12 protein-coding genes are annotated in these 17,908 nt (G+C 55.8%); 6 read left to right on the plus strand and 6 right to left on the minus strand.

Translation table 11 applies throughout. The features are described from left to right. Positions 1–138: 138 nt before the first annotated feature. Positions 139–966 (minus strand): MerR family transcriptional regulator, encoded by an 828-nt coding sequence (locus EIO64_RS14340; protein WP_021748948.1) that lies wholly within the window; start codon positions 964–966, stop codon positions 139–141. A gap of 87 nt (positions 967–1,053) precedes the next feature. Between EIO64_RS14340 and EIO64_RS14345 the strand changes: the two genes are divergently transcribed. From EIO64_RS14345 to EIO64_RS14365, 5 genes are all read left to right on the plus strand, one after another. Beyond that, a complete protein-coding gene (locus EIO64_RS14345; protein ID WP_136891520.1) occupies positions 1,054–2,385 on the plus strand; it encodes an MATE family efflux transporter in 1,332 nt (443 codons plus the stop codon). A gap of 26 nt (positions 2,386–2,411) precedes the next feature. Next, complete coding sequence (locus tag EIO64_RS14350) at positions 2,412–3,434, plus strand: GNAT family N-acetyltransferase (RefSeq protein ID WP_249390916.1); 1,023 nt, start codon at positions 2,412–2,414, stop codon at positions 3,432–3,434. 65 nt (positions 3,435–3,499) lie between these two features. Further along, positions 3,500–4,210: a TVP38/TMEM64 family protein gene (locus tag EIO64_RS14355; protein ID WP_249390697.1), complete on the plus strand. Its 711-nt coding sequence runs from the start codon at positions 3,500–3,502 to the stop codon at positions 4,208–4,210. A gap of 231 nt (positions 4,211–4,441) precedes the next feature. Then, entirely contained in the window at positions 4,442–5,650 is a 1,209-nt protein-coding gene (locus EIO64_RS14360; RefSeq protein ID WP_025543535.1) for a GNAT family N-acetyltransferase, read from the plus strand. A 55-nt stretch (positions 5,651–5,705) separates the two neighbouring features. Beyond that, entirely contained in the window at positions 5,706–7,076 is a 1,371-nt protein-coding gene (locus tag EIO64_RS14365) for an MATE family efflux transporter (protein ID WP_119310657.1), read from the plus strand. A 743-nt stretch (positions 7,077–7,819) separates the two neighbouring features. Here the strand turns inward: EIO64_RS14365 and EIO64_RS14370 are convergent. Together EIO64_RS14370 and EIO64_RS14375 are read right to left on the minus strand one after the other, a co-directional pair. Then, positions 7,820–8,878 carry an FUSC family protein gene (locus EIO64_RS14370; protein ID WP_119310658.1) on the minus strand — a complete coding sequence of 353 codons (1,059 nt, stop codon included), beginning with the start codon at positions 8,876–8,878 and terminating at the stop codon, positions 7,820–7,822. 811 nt (positions 8,879–9,689) lie between these two features. Then, positions 9,690–10,163, minus strand: a complete 474-nt coding sequence (locus EIO64_RS14375; RefSeq protein WP_119310659.1) for a COG2426 family protein — start codon at positions 10,161–10,163, stop codon at positions 9,690–9,692. A gap of 548 nt (positions 10,164–10,711) precedes the next feature. Between EIO64_RS14375 and EIO64_RS14380 the strand changes: the two genes are divergently transcribed. Beyond that, complete coding sequence (locus tag EIO64_RS14380; protein WP_158629801.1) at positions 10,712–13,576, plus strand: S-layer homology domain-containing protein; 2,865 nt, start codon at positions 10,712–10,714, stop codon at positions 13,574–13,576. Positions 13,577–13,844: 268 nt separating this feature from the next. Here EIO64_RS14380 and EIO64_RS14385 read toward each other — a convergent pair whose 3' ends face one another. The 3 genes from EIO64_RS14385 to EIO64_RS14395 all read right to left on the minus strand — a co-directional run bounded on the left by EIO64_RS14385 (position 13,845) and on the right by EIO64_RS14395 (position 17,473). Next, positions 13,845–14,231 (minus strand): hypothetical protein, encoded by a 387-nt coding sequence (locus EIO64_RS14385; RefSeq protein WP_136891524.1) that lies wholly within the window; start codon positions 14,229–14,231, stop codon positions 13,845–13,847. Between the two features lie 38 nt (positions 14,232–14,269). Beyond that, positions 14,270–14,485 carry a hypothetical protein gene (locus EIO64_RS14390; RefSeq protein ID WP_158629802.1) on the minus strand — a complete coding sequence of 72 codons (216 nt, stop codon included), beginning with the start codon at positions 14,483–14,485 and terminating at the stop codon, positions 14,270–14,272. A gap of 150 nt (positions 14,486–14,635) precedes the next feature. Further along, entirely contained in the window at positions 14,636–17,473 is a 2,838-nt protein-coding gene (locus EIO64_RS14395; protein ID WP_158629803.1) for an S-layer homology domain-containing protein, read from the minus strand. Between the last annotated feature and the right edge of the window lie 435 nt (positions 17,474–17,908).

Consider the following 17,908-nt stretch of genomic DNA (forward strand, 5'->3'; position numbering starts at 1 on the left):
CAGCAATATTTAAGAATTTCCTCGGATAATTGAATATCTGGGATAATGCGGCATTAAAACGCATAGTCCAGCGAATAGAGTATGAAGAAGCCAGGGAACGGTGATCTTTTCAGATTGCTGCACCCTGGCTTTTTGTTGTCAATTGAAATTCAAAACCGGGATTTCAATTTTTGTAATATAGTCCTCGATTCTGTCGATCACCAGTTCATTGATCCCAATCTCATAGGCATAGCCGGAGAACTGTAAATGGTGCTGCTCTGCGTAGCGGAGGATCGCTTCATAGCGGGCAGGCAGCCTGTCCCAATTCCCAATGCAGAATGCCCGCAAATAGACCCCGCCGGGGCGCCTGTGGAGTCCCATCCTGTTCTGCGTGTCCGGCAGTTCGATAAACAGCTTGGAGTAGTCCTCAAACCTCCGGGCCAGGAGGTTTTCCACCGGGAGCATGGAGCCGTAGGGAGTCTGGTACATACGCGGAAGCTGATATTTCTTGGTCTGCTCAAGAATCAGCTCGATCTCCTCCTCCAGGGACTTTTCCGGTGATGTTTGCACCGTCGCCAGATACTGCGGTTCCCGCTCAATGAGGGAGATCTCGGAGAGGTCCAGGTCCAAAAGTTCGGTCATCTCCTGGCGGCGGCTGCACAGTTTTGACCGGACGGCCTTCAGCCCCTGGATCGTCCGGTCCAGTTCTGAGATTTTATCCCGAAGCAGGTCCGCCATGCTCCCAGCGGACCTGTTTTTCATAAATTCCTGAATATCCCGGATGGGCACGTTCATGTCCCGGAGCAGCAGGATCACCTCCAGCTCCGTACTCTGGTAATAGCTGTATAGCCGGTACCCATTTTCTTCGTGGATAAACGCAGGCTTGAACAGCCCGATCTCATCATACCACATGAGTGTCTTTTTGTTGATCCCATGCAGAGCGGCAAACTGGCCGATGGTAAACAGCTTCGGTTTTTCCCGCAGCATTTTCAAAAACCCCCTTGACCGTACAGTAACTGTAGGGATTATGATACTCCATGCCGGTAACTACCACAAGAAGCAGGAGGAATTTCCGTGCAGAATGAAATTGCATACAGCAGACCCGTCACCCTGACAAACATTCTTAAATTTGCAGTCCCCACCATCGCCATGAGCGTATTCATGTCCTTCTATACGATGGTGGACGGGCTGTTCGTCTCAAACCTGATCGGGACCAGTGCCCTGTCTGCCCTCAATCTGGTCTATCCCGTCATCGCGCTGGTGACGGCCATCTCCACCATGCTCGCAACCGGCGGCAGCGCGGCTATCATGAGAAAGATGGGAGAGGGAAAGCCCGATGAAGCAAAGCAGGACTTTACGTTTCTGATCCTGGTCAATGTCCTGACCGGCCTTGTGATGTGCGGGCTGGGCTATCTGTTCATGGGGAAGATCTTCGGCTCCATGTCCCTGTCCCCGGAGGTCTCCGCCTATTGCTGGGAATATCTGAGCCGTTACCTGCTGTTCACCGTCCCTATTCTTCTGATGAATAACTTCACCCTCTATATGATCGCAGCAGGCAAGGCGTCCCTTTCCCTGCTCTGCTCCGTCGCCGGCGGCGTGACCAATATCGTGCTGGACTACCTGTTTATCGCCGTTTTCCGCTGGGGGATCGGCGGGGCGGCGGTTGCCACCGGCCTGGGGTACTCCATCACAGCCATCGTGGGCCTGCTGGTGTTCTCCAACCGGAACAGCCTGCTCCATTTTGTCAGGCCGGTCTGCCGGCCCCAAACGCTCGGGAGAGCCGTCACGAACGGCTGCTCTGAAATGGCCACCGCGCTGGTCAACGGCATCATCACGCTGATGTTCAACTGGACGATGCTCAAATATGTAGGGGAGGACGGCGTTGCCGCAATTACCATCATCTCCTATGTGCTGGCCTTTGCCGGGTCCCTGTATGCCGGTTATGCCTACGGGGTGGCCCCCATGCTCAGCTTTTATTACGGGGAACAGAACCATGAGAAGCTCAGGAAGCTGGTCCGCACCAGCCTGAAAATCATCGGCGCGATCGCGGCGGCCACCGTGCTCGTTTCTCTGGCTGTCACAGAGCCGCTGGTGTCCATCTTCGCCCGGCCCGGAACACCTGTCTATGACCTGGCTGTGGCAGGAAACCGGATCTGTTCCCTGGCCCTGCTCTTTGTGGGCTTCAACATTTTTGCAAGCGGGATGTTCACCGCACTTTCCAATGGGCTCATTTCGGCAGTGCTGGCGTTTTCCCGCACCTTTGTCTTTACACTGATCGCCATGCTGGTCCTCCCGGTCATTCTGGGCGTCACCGGGATCTGGCTGGCGACACCGGCCGCGGAGCTGGCGGCAGTCGTCCTGTCCGCCGTCATGCTCCTGAAATACCGGCGGCGCTACTGCTATTGATTCCAGGGGGGAGTATTTTGAAGCTGGTGATTTTGCTGGCCGTAATCGCAGGAAAATGGCTTCTGTGCCTGTGGAGCGGCCTGGGCCTGGTTTTCCTGCTCTTTTGGCTGAAAGGGAAGCAGTTCAGGGGTAATAGCGAAAAATGGGACGATTTCTTTCTCACCCTGCCGCCGCAAAAGGTGGAGCAGTACGCGATTGGTATTTATCTGGCCGCCGCGCTGCTCTCGTCCGGCATCAGCTATTGTGTCCTGAAATGGGCGGGCTTCCAGCACAGTCTTTTGATCGCAGGTGCGCTGTTTGTGGTCGGAGCCTTGATTACAGAGTACCGGTGGTTCACAAAAAAGCGGGACTATGTGCTGAAGCGGTATCAGGAGATCCCGCAGACGATTTTGGAAAGAAGAAATGGAGAAAACAAAATGGATGGACAGATCGTATTGAGAGAATACCAGACATCAGACCGCCCGGCTTTGATCGGGATCATCCGGGAGACGTGGCAGTATGACAAGTTTGCCTCCCCCAAGGCGGCGCAGAAGCTGGCGCGGGCCTATCTGGACAGCTGCCTCACCAATCAGACCTTTACCCAGGTCGCGCTGGTGGATGAAGTCCCGGTGGGGATTATCATGGTCAAAGACCGCAGGGAGAAGAGATGCCCGTTCCGCCTCAGACTGCGGATGCTCCTCTCCGTGGCGTCGCTGTTCCTGTCCAAAGAGGGGCGTATGGTCACTAGGTTCTTTTCCGGCGTGGAAGAGATCGACCAGCAGCTCCTCCAGGACACCCAGACCGAGTACCAGGGAGAGATTGCCTTCTTTGCGGTCAATTCCAGATACCGGGGCATCGGCCTGGGGAAGAAGCTGTTTGATGCCGCGCGGGATTACATGAGGAACCGGCGGATCAGCAATTTCTTCCTGTTCACAGACACCACCTGCAATTACCCGTTTTATGAGTGCCGGGGCATGGAGCGCCGCGGGGAGCGCGTCCACACCTTTGCGGCAAAGAGAAAATCCGGGACCCTGACCATGTTTATTTACGATTCCTTCATAGAATGTTAAGACAGTTTCTGTCGTTTTCCCCTTCACGTGTGATAAAATGCCTTTCACGGCTCAACGATAAAGAGGTGTCTTTTACGAAATCCAGACAGCGTATTCTCTTCCTGACCGCAGCGGGGCTTCTGATTGTCGGAGGTGGATGGTTCCTATACTCCACCGGCTTTTTCCAGGCGGCGTCCTCTCAGGAATCCCTGCGGGCCTACATTGACGACTTTGCGCCATACTCCCACCTGTGTTTTTTCCTGCTCCAATTTCTCTCTGTCGTGCTGGCTCCGATCCCCAGCAATATTACCGCTGCCGCGGGCGGTGTTCTCTTTGGAACATGGCCTTCCTTTTTCCTCACCTTCGCCGCAGTAGTCGCCGGTTCCCTGCTGTTGTTCTGGTTGGCCCGGGTGCTGGGCCGGGACTTTGCCGGGCGTTTTGTCAGCCGGAGGCTGTCTGAAAAATATCAGCAGATCCTCCAGACCAAGGCTCCGGTGTTCCTCACTCTGGCGTTCCTTTTCCCCTTTTTCCCAGACGATCTTCTGTGCATCCTGGCCGGCCTGTCCTCGCTCTCATTCCGTTGCTTTGCGGTGATCGTCCTGCTTGCCCGCCCCTGGGGACTGCTCTTTGCCAGCGCCCTGGGCGGCGCCGCCTTTCATGTCTCTCCGTGGGCGATGGTTTTGATCGGTGTAGCGGGGTTAGTCCTGTTTCTTCTGGGGATGAAATATGGGGATCAGATCGAAGCGGCCATCCTGAAGCGCCTGTCCCGGCGGAAAGGCAATGATGCGGCCTGCTGATTGCGGCAGAGGTTCCGGCCTCTTTGGCTCAATGAGAATAGCGACTGTGGACAGCCCCAACAAGGCGGCCGCTTCCGGATTTCTGGCGGCGCTGTCTTGTTGGGGCGTAATCCTGCTTTGAGACAACTGGGATTGTGTTGGGCCATGGGGCGGCTTGTCTTTTATTTGAACTTCCCCTATACTATAACGATGGATATATTTTGTATGAAACGGAGAATTTGGTGATTCTTGATGAATAAAAAAGATTTGAAAATGCGGCCGGTAGGCAATGAGTATCTGGAACAATATAACGCCCTGCTGCGCTATGTATTCCAGGTGACGGATCAGGAGCTCAGTTCCGTGGGCTGGCAGGAGAAGGAGATCATCCGGGCGAAATTTCCAACCATGCAGAAAGCGGACGTGATCGGCTGGTTTGACGGCGACACCCTGGTTTCCCAGGTGGCGGTCTATCCGATGCGCGTCAAGGTTTTTGGGAAGACCTATTCCATGGGCGGCCTGACGGGAGTGGGGACCTACCCGGAATACTCCAATATGGGCCTGATGCACAAGCTGCTGGAGCAGGCCCTGAAAAACATGAGGGAGAAAAAGCAGTATATCTGCTATCTCTACCCCTATTCGATCCCCTATTACCGGCGAAAGGGCTGGGAACTGATCTCGGACAAGATCTCGTATGAGATCAAGGACTATCAGCTTCCGAAAAACCACCAGGTCGCCGGCAGCGTGCGCCGGGTGAAGGCGGACGGCGAGGAACTGAAGGAGACCTACGCCCGCTTTGCCGAGCATACCCACGGAGCCATCCTCCGGGATGAGCTGGCCTGGAACGAATACTGGCTCTGGGACCGGGACGATATCATGGCGGCAATCTACTATAACGAGAATGAGGAGCCGGACGGGTATATCATCTACTGGATCGAAAATGAAGTGTTCTATATCAAGGACATGATTTTCAATCATGAGGAGGCCCGCACGGGGCTGTGGAACTTTGTTTCCGCCCACTTCTCCATGATCGACCGGGTGGAGGGCAGCACCTATACGGACGAGCCGCTGGCCTTCCTGCTGGAGGACGCCAGCATCAAGGAGTCCATCTCTCCCTACTATATGGCGAGGATTGTGGATTTCCCCGCGTTCGTCGCGGACTATCCCTTCAAGGCGGACGGTACGGAGCGGGAGTGGCGCTTCTCCATGACGGACCCAATCATGGAGTGCAACCAGGGCTCGTTCCTGCTGAAGATATCAAAGGACGGCAGGGGGACGGCTGTGAAGATCTCCGAGCCGTGCGCCGACAGCATCAGCATCCAGACCATGACGACCATGCTGATGGGCTATAAGCGCCCGGACTACCTCGCCAAAATCGGGAGAATCCACGCCGGCGGGGAGACGATTGACATGCTGGAGGACGCGATTGAGCAGCAGCCGCCCTATATATCCGACTATTTCTAAGGGCCGGAATATCATTTTTTCAGACTACTTCCACAAAGGCAGGTGATCCCCCGCTATGCAGAAAGTTGATTTGCTGGAGGGCTCCATTGTTCGGAGCCTGACCAGTTTAGCCCTGCCCATCATGGCCACGTCTTTGATCCAGATGGCCTACAATATGACGGATATGATATGGATCGGCCGCGTATCAGCCAATGCGGTGGCGGCGGTGGGCGCCGCGGGAATGTATCTGTGGCTCGCCAACGGCCTTGCCATGATCCCGCGCCTGGGCGGGCAGGTCAAAGTGGCGCATGAGCTGGGCGCGCAAAATATAGAACGTGCGGCCTCTTATGGGCAGGCGGCATTCCATCTCGGGGCCTTGCTGGTGGTTCTGTTTACAACGCTTTGTATCACACTCAACGGGCCGCTGATCGCATTTTTCAGGCTGAACACGCCCTCTGTGATCGCGGACGCACGCACCTATCTGGTAATTGTGGCGGCCGGATTTTTCTTCTCATTCTTCAATCAGATTTTTACGGGGATGTTCACCGCTATGGGGGGAAGCGTGGTGGTTCTGCGCTCCACGGCCATCGGGCTGGTGGGGAACATCATTCTGGACCCGCTTATGATCTTTGGGATCGGCCCATTCCCGCAGATGGGCGTGGCCGGAGCCGCCACAGCCACCGTTCTGGCCCAGGCCATCGTAACAGCCATGTTCCTTCTGGCAGCCCGCCGCGAGATGACCGTTTTTCCGCAAATCCATATATTCCAGGCCAGTCAGTGGAGGGCCTGGGCGGAGATTTTGAAAATCGGTTTGCCTGTCTCCATCCAGAGCATGTTTTTCTCCGGCCTCTCCATGATCCTCGCCAGGCTCGTCGCGGGTTGGGGGGACGCCGCTATCGCGGCTCAGAAGGTCGGTTCGCAGATCGAGTCCATCTCCTATACCACGGCGGAGGGATTTGCCACGGCGGTCAACGCATTTATCGCACAAAACTTCGGCGCGGGCCGGATGGAGCGCATCCGTAAGGGGTATTGGACAGCCATCGGTATGATCGTTGTCTGGAGCGGCTTCACCACACTTATGCTGGTGGTCTTTCCTGTTCCGCTGTTCCGGATATTCATTCCGGATGACCACGTGCTGCAGACCGGCGTGAGCTATCTGCGGATCATGGGTTACTCCCAGATCTTGATGTGCCTGGAGATCACCTCCTCCGGCGCGTTCCAGGGACTGGGCCGCCCAATGCCGCCCACGCTGGCCGGTATCATCGGGAACGCCGCCCGCATCCCTCTGGCTGTATTCCTCAGCGCCACGGTACTGGGGCTGGATGGGGTCTGGTGGAGCATCAGCATCTCCAGCATTGCAAAAGGCATCGTCGTGTTCACCTGGTTTGTGGTGATCCTGCGCCGTTATACACACCGGCAGGCGCAGGGAGTTGACGGACTGGAGTGACTGTCCGCAGGCTGATTTTGGGTATTGTGCCAGGATACAATGCCTCGAAAATCCACCGGCAGGAGGTTGTACGGTTGCGGGATATTGCATACCAAGCGTTTCAAAAAGGAAATTGACCTTGCGCTGCTGGGGATCGAGAAATGGGCGGATGACCGTGCCTATTTCTGCACACCCAGAAAAGCCGGGATCATAGGCAGGAACGGAGTATCCGGAGCACTGTGCCGCCATGAGTTATACCGTTACGCTGGAACTGCAGGACGGCGCTATGACCCTTGCGGACCGCGGCGACGGGGATCGCCCCAGACAGGCGCCCTGCGCCCCGGATCAGCCGAAGACTACTTCGTATGTAGCAGGGAGCGGGTTTATCGGCGGTGCGGATGGCCCGGCATCCGCTTTTGTTGGAGAGGAGCAGGGAAAACTTCGGATGGCCTGTTCCTTGCTTCGTTTCGGCGGAGAATGTGGAATAGCGGATGATTTTCCACGAAAAGCAGTTTGAGGACATGACCCTGGAGTGGACTCCGTCAAATGAGGCCAAGCATTCCATATCTGGAAGATAGAATACGGCTGAGGTGCCTGCGCTGTTAGCGCCGACGTGACTTGACCAAAAGAGAGGTGGAAAAATCCTAGACCAAAATGAGTAACTAAGTATGGGACAGGGCAGGTTTCTATATATTTTCATCCTCTGGTCAACAATTCAAGACAGCCGCTGTGGAGGTTCCCACAGCGGCTGTTCGTTATGATTGTCAACTCCGTCCCGTTCTGGCATTGGCAAACCGGTCGACTATAAAGTTATATACATAATAGAAAAGGACGCCGAAACAACACCCGATGATGTTGTTTATAATACGGAGGATAATTGCTGATTTTACCCCAAAGATATTTGTAGCCATAAGAAGCGCGCCAAAACAGTTCAGAAGGGTTTTCCAATGATAGGCGGCGCAGAGGCCGAGCAGCAATCCTGAATAGATTCCCAGATACGAGTGGGCGGAAGCCGGAAGCAGTTGGTATACGATCCCAAATAAAACACTCCCAGCCACGACGCCGCCCAGGCGTTGAAATGCCCGTTTGTTTGGGCGCTCGCCATATTGCGATAGGACCGTCAGGCAGGCACAGCCCACCCACATGATCCGGTCTACCTGAAGTAGTTCTCCGACAAGGATTCCAAGCGATAATCCAAGCGTCACCTGAAACTGCCATTTTCCGAGGGGATCAAAGAGGGAAAAGTCTTTCACGATCTGCGAGAACGTTTTGCCGTAATCTTTCTTCCTGTGATTGATGTAGAAAATGATTCCGCACAGCAGGCATCCCAGCAGCATTTCGAATACCCGGAGCACGAGCAGATGTCCGCCAACCGGATTCCCGTATAGGAACATATAGGCAAACAGGTACAGGCCCGCCCCTCCGTATAACGGCTCGTGGCAGGCGGAGATCACGATAAAGCCGATGCTCAAGAAGTTGATCAGAAACCCCCACGCCGGATTTACGGACTGCGCAATGCAAGGGCTGAAGGTCAGCAGCACAAAGACAATAAAGAAGTTTATCAGGGAGCTTTTGAGGCAGTAGCCGAAGTCAACAAACCGGACCGTCAGCAGAATGCAGAAGATTACCACGGCGGCAGAGCTGTTTTCATCTCCAAACAGAAAGTTTAGAATAGAAATAAAAACGACTGCAAAGAGAACACAGAGGATATCCTTCACAATCAAGGCCGCAATCAATTTGTGCCGTTCAGACGGATTCGCTGCGTTTCTGATTTTCCCCTTACATACAGAGACATCTAATTGCATCGCCTGATAAAAGTTCATCTGGACCTTCCTTTCTCAGAGCATAATCCTATCATATCCGGCGGGGAAATCAAGAACGTAGCCTTTGTAAAAAAACTGTAAACAGTTCCGGCCATTGGGACTGTTAAAGCCGATCCGAATTGATGAAAACAGGCGGCGCCTTCCCTTAGCCGGAACAAATCAGAAAATTTGGGGAGTCACTGTCAACGGCGTGGGTGCAAGGGAGCGGGACAGGGTACTTACAGCTTCAGCTTCATCCGGTCCGTCTGAATGCCCCTGCCTGATTAGAACAGAGAGTTGTCGTTGTTCTGATCGGCAGGGGCGTTTTGTGTCCGAAGCCATTTCTGCGCAATGGCTTTGGACTTTTCTGAATAGGAGTCCTATGTTGCCTGCTAAATACAAACGGAGCAAAATGAAAGCGCAAAATATGAAACGGATGCGGCGGCCGGACTGTCGCTCCCTCGCACCGGACATCCTTCGCAGCAACGCATCAGCCATGGAGTACAGGCCAGCTCCGGCCCACTCTTTTAAAAAATGTTTGATCTGCCGGGACCTTCCTCTTAAAGCGGCAGAAAACCGACGCTGGCAGGCTGCTTGAAGTTACGACTGCTTTTCAAATAGAGGATAGTTCTGCGCATCTCCTGAAAAACGGCAGGACCTTATTTTCCTGCTGCATGAATACCTGCCGGAAGCCATTTCCACCAGTTGTACATTTCCGGGCGAATGCGGCGCAGGGTCATTCCGGTCACTGCCCCATCGAACATGGGGAAGTTCCTGTATAGAAAGGAGTATCAGCCGCCGCAGGCGGCTGATTACACACGTACAGCGAAACTCACCAAAAGACTCGAATGACACCGCAGGTCACGGTGGTGGTAATGATTCCGGCGATGAGGACGCCAAGCGCGATGGCGGGGAGGGCTGTCCGGAGCCGGAGGTCCAGCACATCGGCCACCAGGGCGCCGGTCCAGGCCCCGGTCCCCGGCAGCGGGATTGCCACGAGGATGATCAGGCCGATGGTGCGATACTTTTTCACGATTCGGCCCTTGAGGTGTGCCCGGCGCTCCAGCCAGTCGATTTTCGGTCCAACCCAGCTGGATTTGCGCAGCCAGTCAAAAATACGGCGGAGCAAAAGAATGAGAAAGGGGATTGGAACGAGATTGCCGAGGATGGCGGCAGCCGCCGCTGCGGCTGGCGGCAGGCCGGCGGCTATACCGGCCGGAATTGCACCGCGCAGCTCCAGCACAGGCACCATGGCAATGAGGAATGTCATGAGGAGCTCACCGAAAAAAGTATCAAACAAATCCATAGACTACACCTTTTGTATAACAAATGTAACGATTGCATTCTACCATAGAGCGCCAGATGCAGCAATGTTTATTTTTATCTGTACGAAATCGAAACATGTATGTGGGCGGTAAGCAATAGAGGGCAGACGGTACAGCCTTACCCTAAAAGAAGAACGGCCCAAACCGGGAGGGGGGTCGGGAGGAACATCTGGCAAGCCATACATTATATATATTGGGACAGAGCGTATCAAAGTGCATGGATCGCAGACGATCTGCCGGAATGTTACGGTTATATTACAAGAGCTGCAAATCTATTGCAAACAGAAAATTGATCTGATATGATGCGTCTAGAACAAATGAGGAATCGCTCTTGGCTGCCCGGTACAGATACAGGAATGGCTAGCCACGGTATGTGTACCGTGTAAAAAAGAGGCTTCACTCAGGCGTTCTGAACTTCTAAAGCCGAACGCTCACCGAGGTAGTTTGGGGGGGGCCGCGTTTGCGGAGTGTATCTCTCCAATTTGCCAAAATGAGGGAACGGCGGAAATTTAAAGGAGGTAAACACCCAATGAAGAAGTTCCTTTCTCTGGTACTGGCTCTGGTGATGACCATGTCTCTGGTCACCGTCAGCGCCGGTGCTAAGGACTTCAGTGATGACGACAGCATCACCTATCAGGAAGCTGTTGACGTCATCTCCGAGATTGGTGTTGTCGACGGTTACACCGGCGGCGACTTCAAGCCCACTGATGTCCTGACCCGCGGTGCCGCCGCCAAGATCATCTGCAACCTGATCCTGGGGCCCACCACCGCTTCCGCTCTGAGCGCCAGCAGCGCTCCCTTTAAGGATGTGCCCGTGAGCAACACCTTCGCAGGCTACATCACCTACTGCGCCCAGGAGAAGATCATCAACGGCTATCCCGACGGCACCTTCCGTCCCACCGGCACCCTGACCGGCAACGCGTTCATGAAGATGCTGCTGGGCGCCCTGGGCTATGACAGCGCTGTCGAGAGCTACACTGGTCCCAACTGGTCCGTGGCCGTCATCAAGCAGGCCGCCGGTATCGGCCTGGACGACGGCAACGACGAGTTCGTCGGCTCCAAGGCCGTGACCCGTGAGGAGGCTGCCCTGTACGCCTTCAACATGCTGCAGGCCACCATGGTCGAGTACGACGCCAAGACTTCTGTCGACATCAACGGCGCTACCGTGACCATCGCCGGCGACAAGGCCAAGGAGATCGAGAACACCTCTCGTACCGACGGCTACATCGACGACGACAACAAGATGCAGTTCGCTGAGAGATACTTCACCGACCTGCGCCTGACCACCGACACCACCGATGACTTCGGCCGTCCCGCCAACACCTGGCGCTTCAAGGGCGTTGAGGTTGGCACCTTCGCCAAGACCGCTGACGCCACCTACACCGCCGACGTGAAGCTGGGCCAGATCTACTCTGACCTGGGCATGTCCGACAAGGACGAGGCTGCTCCCGTCTTCGTGGACGGCGTTGAGGCCAGCGAGTCCGCCAAGGTCTCCAAGGGCAACGACCTGAAGGTCAGCGAGCTGAAGTTCACCAACTCTCCCGTTGCGAAGTGCAACGTCGGCAACGGCACTCTGGTCGAGGCCTATCTGGATGAGGATACCAACGATGTCACCATCGTGGCTATCAACACCTACGTGGCTGAGGTCAACAAGGTTGTGGCCGAGACCAACTCCAAGGATGCTTACATCACCCTGTCCGAGCTGGCTGCTGAGAACGGCGCCACCTCCGGCCTGCGTGCCAACGACGAGTTCGAGACCACTGGTTTCGAGAACGACCAGATCGTCCTCTTCACCTATGCCAACAACGAGATCCAGTCTGTCAAGGCTGCTGAGTCCGCTGAGGGCACTCTGACCAGAAAGGTTTCCGGCAAGTCCATCAACCTGGGTGAGACCAAGTATGACTTCTCCAAGATGTATTCTGTGGACGGCGGCGAGAGCAGCCTGGGCATCGACAGCGAGTATGTCGTGTACCTGGATGCCAACGGCTATGCCATCTACGTCGAGGAGACTGAGTACAACATCGCTGACTACGCCTATCTGCGCGCTCTGCAGGGTTCCAGCGTTGCTTTCGCCTCTGACAAGGCCGCTCTGATCACCTATGACGGCAAGATGAAGACCGTCGACACCAAGGAGGACTACACCAACGACTTCGCTGGCTATGGTTCTGAGCTGCAGATTGGTAATCCCAAATCTGAGATTGTCCTGGTGAAGGAGACCTCCAAAGGCGAGTATCGCCTGAAGGATCTCGACACCAAGAATCCCAGCATTGCTAAGGCCGAGGACTCCTTCGAGCTGCGGAACGGCGTGGCCCGGATCAACCTGACTAACAAGGGCGTGACCAACGCCTCCGATGCCAAGCAGGGCACCGACTACATCTATGCCGACAGCAAGACGGTGTTCGTGGTGGGCACCTATGACAGCGGTGCTCGCGAGAATTGGAAGGATGCTACCTATCGCGCCTACACCGGCATCAACAACGCTCCCACCATCGTGGACGACAACGACAGCAGCCCGGCTACCAATGCCATCGGCATGAGCTACTACTGCCGCAACAAGGGCGTTGCCACCATCGTGTACCTGAGCGTGGACGAGGCTGACTACAAGGTCACCGGCGGCAACAACGACGTGATCTTCTTCGCCTTCGAGTCCGGCAGCAAGAAGATCGAGGACTCCGACAACGAGTACTACACCTACAACGCAGTTGTGGATGGCAAGATCGTTGAGGGCGTCAAGGTCGATGCCAGCGTGAAGATCGACAACCGCACCTCCAACGGCTCCTTCAGCAGCAACGTGGTCTTCACTGGCGCCGATTATGACGACGGTGTGATCACCGGCCTGGACAAACTGGGCAACTCCGGCACCGTCACCGGCATCAACAAGGTGAACAATGAGAACGTCGTGCTTGGCTACGGCAACGGCTCTGAGTCCACCTATGTGGTCGCCGACGATGCGAAGATCTTCTTCATCGACGATGACGGCACCATTACCGAGGGTGCGGTGAGCAACATCCGCCGCTCCGACGAGGATGTCGTGACCTACGTCCTGGAGGATGGCCAGATCAGCTATCTGTTCATCCAGCAGTACTTCGAGGATAACGACCAGTCCTCTTCCGGCGGCAGACAGGAGCTGACCAGCATCACTGGTGTGACCTATTCTGCTCCCAACCTGACCCTGACTCTGAACGGCACCAACGCCGGCCAGAACTACAAGGTCACCCTGAAGATGATCGTTGCCGGTGTGACCACTGAGCTGGGCACCTACACGGTCACCGGCGCCACCGGCGCTACCAGCACCACCGCTGTCCTGTCCGTGGGCACTCTGGCCAGCATCGCTGCCAGCGGCGGTATCTACATGGTCTCCTGCGGCGGTCAGAACGCAACGTTCACTGCCTAAGGAACTGTGTCAACGTGCTGATGCACTAAGACAAAAAGGATTCCCGGACTTCTGTCCGGGAATCCTTTTTATGTGTCAGGCATAGTCAAAGCCGGTCGGCACGCCCTCTGATAGCTTCTCTCTGCACGGACACACGGCTTGCGAGGATTTGCACAGGCTTTGGCCCAGTTGGCAGAGGAAACGAACTGGTGAATGAGCCGTTCCTTCGCCGCCAGCACCGGAAGAGTCGAAGGTCCCCCGGACTTTTGTCCGGGGGCGTTCCTTTGGGTTACAGTTTCCAGCCCCAGAGGATGATTTTCCCTTCCCCGTTGATGGTTCCGGCGTCCGTCATAAAGTTCAGCGTCTTCAGGTCCTTCGGCGCGATGGAGGGGATGGTGCTGTAATAGGGCGGGTTCGATGTATCATAGATATGCTCACAGATACAGGCAATGGGGGAGAGATAAGTTGCCAGACGGATCTTTGCTTTGCCTTGACCCAGGAGGCCGCTCATCTCCAGGCGGCACAGGTAGTTTTGGTGCGTGCCCGGATGGAAATAGCTGTCTGTCGCAATATTGTTGCAGCGCAGATAGATATAGTGATAGGCTGTGGAGAGGATGGGGACGATCCACACCTCCGTGTACTGCGTGAAGTCGATCTGTGATACATCCACATCCACCTGCGCTGCTTCCTGCGTGACAGGCACTTCCAGAAGTTTTACCAGTGGACGGCCTCGGCGGCTGCGGCTGCCTCCCGGCGGATGGCGGCATCCTGAGCCGTTCTCGCCTGCTGCTCCGCCGCGTCCGCGGCTGCCAGGGAGGCCAGGGCTGTCTCCAGCTTCTGATTGTCCCCGTTGAAATCCTCCATCCGGATGCGGTCCGTCAGCTCCCACTGGTTGAGATGAAATTGACTGGTCTGCTGCAAATTCTTCACCCTTTCCCGAAAATTGTGGCGGGAAAACTCCCGCTATCCAATCCCCCCTGACCGGAAGAAATTGCAGAATTTCGTGCAACAAAAAATTCCCCCGGACCGAAGTCCGGGGGAATTTTCAACCGCGGGTACAATCACCCTTCTGGCGGGTAATCAGACACCCAACACAAAGCTCTGGTCGCCGCAGGTCACCATGTAGGTGGAGCCCGCAGACAGAGCGGCAGAGATGGTGGCGGTCGTCGTTGTCGCGGCGCCAGTCACGTTGGCGGTCGTCAGCTTCACCAGGGTGCCGCCGTTGACCAGGGAGATGGTCACGGGGTAGACCTGTCCGGCGTTCGTGCCGGTCAGAGTGACAGTGACGGTGCCGCTGCTGTAGCTTGCGCTGATCCCGCTCAGGACCACGCCGCTGCTACCGGCGCCCTCCTGCTTGCCGTTGTCAACTTCCTGGATGAACAGGTAGGCGATGTCGCCGTCAGTCACATCGAGGAGGCCGATGTAGGTAGCAGTGGAGTCGGAGCTGATGTTCTTCACATCGTCGATCTTGGTGATAACACCATCGGTATCGATGTAGTACATCTTGGCGTCAGAGGCAACCGTGTAGCGGACGCTGGCGGAAGCCGTCGTGCCGTTCAGGCCGATGCTGTAGGAGCCGGAGAGCTTCCACACGCCGGTGCCCTTGAGGGTGGTGTAATCAGATGTGGAGATATCATCAGCGGAGGTCAGCAGACCCTTGTTGTTGTAGTCAGCATTGGTCACAACCTGGTTGACCGTGTCGTTGCCAGCCACGACCACAGAGCCAGCATCCTGAGCGGCCTTGACCTTCACGGTGGTGATCTCGTCGTCCACAACTGCGTTGTACAGGTAGTACTGGTTGTTGTCGCCATCGGTGATCATCTTGGTGGCGGACTCAGCAGCCAGGAACACCACATCGCGCTTGCCGTTGGTGACATAGGCGCCGGTGGCGTCGATGAAGGCGAAGGTCACCACATCGCTGGAGCCGCTGGTGGTGTAGACCATCTCAACAGCCTTGGTCTCCACAGCGGGAGAGGTGGTCGGATCATCAGACATGATGGTGGGAGCGTTCTTGATGCCCTTGTAGACGGAATAGTCAGTCTTGCCGCGGGCATCGCTCTCAGCCACCACGAACACGGTCTCACTGTTGCCATACACCGTAGTGCCGGTTTTGGTGGTGATAGCCGCGCGGGTGTTCTTCATCTCGAAGGTGTCAGCGCCGCCGGACAGAACGCCATTTGTAGCAATGCTGGCATCGGCAGTGGTGGTGATGGTGGGGTTGCCATTCTTATGAACATTGGCGGCCTGACGCAGAGCGTACTCGCCCTTGTCGTCAGCGCGGTAGTAGACGATGGTGCCCTCCAGAGAGGTGTAATCGTCGTCAGTATCCACCGTCTTCACGGAGCCGTCGGACATGACCAGCTGAACCTGATCCTTGCCGAAGCGGCTGTTGCTGCTCTGGGTGTAGAGCACATACGCGTACTGAGAGGCGTCGAACTCCTGCTCATCCACATAGATGACCATGCCGTTGGTATCCAGATAGATGACATAGTCGCTCTTGGTGGTCATGCTGGTCTCAGAGCCGAAGGAGAACGCAATGTTCTTGGAGTACTTGTACTCGGTATCGGCCAGAGTCAGGTTCTTGCCCAGGGTGTACTTGTCGAGGGTGCCCTCCACGGACTCGGCCTTCACAACGGACTTGATCTCGTCCGCGCTCTGGGAGTAGGTGAACAGGACCACATCGTCTTCCTCGAAGTTGTCGGTATTGGTCTCAAAGCGGGCCTTGCTGCCGGAGATGGACACAGAGGTAGAAGCGTCCTTCTCGGTCACGAGGCTCTCGGAGTTCACGACAACATAGGGATCGGAGACCTTCTCTTCCTTGGAGGAGATGGTGCCCACATAGGTGTCGATGATGCAGATGGTGACATCGTTGTTGTCCTCATCGTAGAAGACCTCAACGGTGCTGCCGTCAGCCACCAGCTTGTTGTTGGCGCTGGAGCTGGAGACCTTGACGGTGTTGCCCTTGGACACGGCAACATCATCGGCCTCGACGCCGTTGTAATAGACCTCGGCGTTCTTGTCCTTCTCGCTCATGTCGAGATCGCTGTAGATATCACCCAGCTTCACGTTGCTGGTGTAAGTCACATCAGCGGCGTCCGCATAGGTGCCGATCTTGTCGCCCTTGAAAGTCCACTTGGTGGCGGGACGGGCGAAGTCGTCGGTGGTCTCGGTCTTGTCCAGCTTGTCGAAGTAGCGCTCGGCAAACTGCAGGTTGGGCTTGTGCATGTTGTTGTCGTAGGAGCCCTGCGCAACTTCCTTGGCCTTGTCGCCGGCGATGGTCACGGTAGCGCCGTTGATGTCAACAGAGGTCTTGGCGTCGTACTCGACCATGGTGGCCTGCAGCATGTTGAAGGCGTACAGGGCAGCCTCCTCACGGGTCACGGCCTTGGAGCCGACGAACTCGTCGTTGCCGTCGTCCAGGCCGATACCGGCAGCCTGCTTGATGACGGCCACGGTCCAGTTGGCACCGGTGTAGCCCTCAATGGCGCTGTCATAGCCCAGAGCGCCCAGCAGCATCTTCATGAACGCATTGCCGCTCAGGGTGGCGGTGGGACGGAAGGTGCCGTCGGCGTAGCCGTTGATGATGCCCTGCTGAGAGCAGTAGGTGATGTAGCCTGCGAACACGTTAGTCACGGGCACATCCTTGAAGGGAGCGGTGTCAGCGCTCAGGTAGGAAGCGGTGGTGGGCCCCAGGATCAGGTTGCAGATGATCTTGGCGGCGGCACCGCGGGTCAGGACTTCAGTGGGCTTGAAGTCGCCGCCGGAATAACCGTCGACAACGCCGATGCCGCTGATGACGTCGACAGCTTCCTTGTAGGTGATGCTGCCGTCATCACTGAAGTCCTTGGCGCCGGCGCTGACGGTGACCAGAGACATGGTCATCACCAGAGCCAGTACCAGAGAAAGGAACTTCTTCATTGGGTGTTTACCTCCTTTAAATTTCCGCCTTCCGCTCCCGTTTTCGTTTGGAGAGATACACTCCTCGCACAACGGCTTGCGGCCCTTGTGGGCCAGCGGTTTTCCGAACAACTTCGGTAGCATTTTGAGTTTTCATGCTACCAAACGGCTGCAAAGCTTGGAAACCCTGGAAAGTCTGGTAGCAAAATTAAAGATTTGGTAGCAGCCAATTATGGAAATTTTTTGATGCATCAGATCAGCCGAGGATTGTGATGACATCCAATGCGCTTTCCGGTACCGCTCTTTCTCTGAATGATTTGGTCTGAAAGGCGGGCCCGCGCTTTCTTGAAACGGATGTCACATCGTTGAAAAATAAAAATACACAGGCATTCCGCCCCTCGCAGAGGTGGATTCCCTTTGTCCGGACTGCGGACTGAAAAGCGAAGGATGATTAAA

This window comes from Dysosmobacter welbionis (genome assembly GCF_005121165.3).
In the GTDB taxonomy this organism is placed as follows: Bacteria; Bacillota; Clostridia; order Oscillospirales; family Oscillospiraceae; genus Oscillibacter; species Oscillibacter welbionis.